The sequence below is a fragment of the Flavobacterium sp. genome, from assembly GCF_044341185.1.
In the GTDB taxonomy this organism is placed as follows: domain Bacteria; phylum Bacteroidota; class Bacteroidia; order Flavobacteriales; family Flavobacteriaceae; genus Flavobacterium.
The window spans coordinates 1-2682 of sequence record NZ_JBIISE010000069.1; the positions used below are offsets into that span (position 1 = coordinate 1).

The 2682-nt window shown below is 23.9% G+C and carries 2 protein-coding genes; both read left to right on the top strand.

From position 1 onward, the window contains the following. The coding region (locus ACIQZ1_RS09635; protein WP_396160858.1) for a hypothetical protein at positions 1-372 on the top strand (372 nt) is incomplete at its 5' end. A gap of 483 nt (positions 373-855) precedes the next feature. Next, positions 856-2637: a DUF6119 family protein gene (locus ACIQZ1_RS09640; RefSeq protein ID WP_396160860.1), complete on the top strand. Its 1782-nt coding sequence runs from the start codon at positions 856-858 to the stop codon at positions 2635-2637. Positions 2638-2682 lie beyond the last annotated feature (45 nt).

Sequence of the window (2682 nt, forward strand, 5' to 3'; positions counted from 1 at the left end):
ATTACAATGCGAAAAAAACCAGAATTAAAAATATGTCCGTTTTCAAATGTAATATTTACACCAAAACGAAATAATCAAGTTTTTGCAACAGCAAAAGATAGAATAGCATATCATAATGAAAAGAATAATGTTATTAGAAATAAAATAAGTGAAGTAAATAAGCAATTACTAAAGTATTACAAAATTCTCGATTCATTATTAGAAGATTATCAGTATGTATATGCACACAAACAATTTTTGAAAGCTATTGGTTTCTCTTTTAAATTATTTACATATTACTCAGAATACAAAGGCAATGTTATTTATGGTATTTATGACATTAAATTGATGAAAAATCATGATGAAGAATACTTTTACATTAAACGAATTTAAATGGATAAGCTAATTTGCTATTTAAAAAATATTATTTATAATATTTAATTTCCCCCCTTATTTAAGCGTTTAATTTGTTTTTTAATTAAAAACCGCTTCTGTACTTCTGTAGAAATCATTCTACATAAATAAATTTTCCCTTTTATATTATTAGCTTTAAATTTGAGATTAATCAATTAAACCGATTGTTAATCTAGAAAATTCAATGTTTTTCGTAGAAATATGAAAATAATGTGAATTTTCGATTGGTAATATCAGTTTTCGTATAGTAGTTATAAAACAAAGTATTTATTTTTATAACACATTGCGTAAAAATGCTCAATGTTTTTAAAATTCAACCGGCTAATTTTACAAAAAATAAATAATTATTGAGCATATCTCCATAATTTATGAGTAGTAAGTTGAATAGACAAGAAAAACTGAGTAAATAAATTACCAGCAAATTGCTAAAAAGCGAATTAATATATTCTAAAAATCACATAAATGGATAATTTGAAATTCAATCTCAAAATTTTTCTTATCGATAAAAATTTCTTTTTATTTAATGGAAAAACAAATAAAGAAATAATTGAACATATAAAAGACAATCATAAGAAAGGGTTGCGTGCAGAACAAACAGATTTTAATATTGTAAAACCAACTTTGAATCACTTTGTAGAAAAGGATTTTGAACACTATACATATTATTATAATCAACCAAAAACTCAAAATTATTGGAAATTGTTTCTTCCCGATGAGTTAGTAAAAGATCAAAACTTTGAAATAGTTGAATTCTCATTTGTACTTTTTCTAATTTATAAAACTAACATTTTTTGTATTGTTGGTGGAAGCGGATTTAGTGTTATCCAAGCTTTCATTGACAGCAACTTTGGTATTGATTTTTATCAACATTTTGCTAAACCACAGGAAGATATTATTTTGAAAGTTAATACAAGAGGTGTTGCAAGTAACATATCGCAAAAAGATAACACTTACACGTACGATCAAAGAATAAGTGAATCACTAGAATATTCTGAAATACCAAAAAAAATTAAAGTAATCGTACGTGATGAACTTAAGAAAGGAATTTTCAAGAAATTTGATTTAGATAGCGTAAAAGCAATAATGGAAATAGGTTCCTTTTTTTCTCTTAAAACTAAAATAAATTTCGAAGAACTTAAAGAATTAATAAAAGATATACATAAAATAAGGTCTGACAAAACTAATTACACTCAACTTACGTTATTTTCAAAAATAGATGATGCAATTTTATTAACAGAATTAAATAATGGATTAAAAGAGAAAATTATAGACGACATCATTTTACATAACACACCTAACGAATTGCATAAAATTAAAGAAGGTATAATAGAAGTTATAAATCCAAAAAAACTTGAAAAGTTTTATGAATGTGATGAATTTAAAGTTAGGTTTAAAAAATCCTGGAGTAAGAATGATAGAATTGTAAAAGAAAAAGAAAATTTATATTTTGAATGTACTGAACATATCTTCAAAAGTGTTGAAAACTTTAATAATAGAAAAGAAATTTCATCCAAATTATTTAATCTAGATGTTGTTGGAATTATTGGAGGCAAAGAATCAACATTTGGAAATTTTTACTCACATATTGTTTCAGAAAGAACTTATTTAAATAAAAAATATTTTAGAGTTGATAGCAACTGGTATTACCTAGATAATAAATTTTTAGAAAGAATTAGTAAAGATGCAATAAATACATATAATCAAAATGAACTTACAGAAAATCTTCTAAATAAATGGACAAAAGGATGGGATGAAGATACTTACAATTCAAGTCATACTAAAAGTAATTATTACATTTTAGACAAATTGATAAAAGATAATATTGAATTATGTGATATTTTAATTCACCATAATAACACATTATATTTTGTTCACGTAAAAAATGGTTTTACAACCCAAATGAGAAATCTTTACATTCAAGTTGTTTTATCTGCGAAAAGACTTAATAACGATTTATTCAATAATACTGGAAGTAGTTACTTCATCAAAACAATTGAAAAATATAATAAAAAAAATAAAACAAAAATAGACGCAAAAGATTTACATCAGAAAATTTTAAATAATGAATTAAAAATTGAATTTGTAATGGCTTACAATAATTACTCTTATGTTGGAAAAAAGCCTGCGGAGAAAGTTGAATTAAGTGAATCAAATATTGCGAAATATTCTTTAGTCCAAACAGTTCGTGAAATGAGAAGTTTTAGAAGATTTGGAATTAAAGTGATAGACATATCGAAAATATAAATTGCGCTTAACAGCGGTTAATAAGTTGTAAATTTTAGCTATATT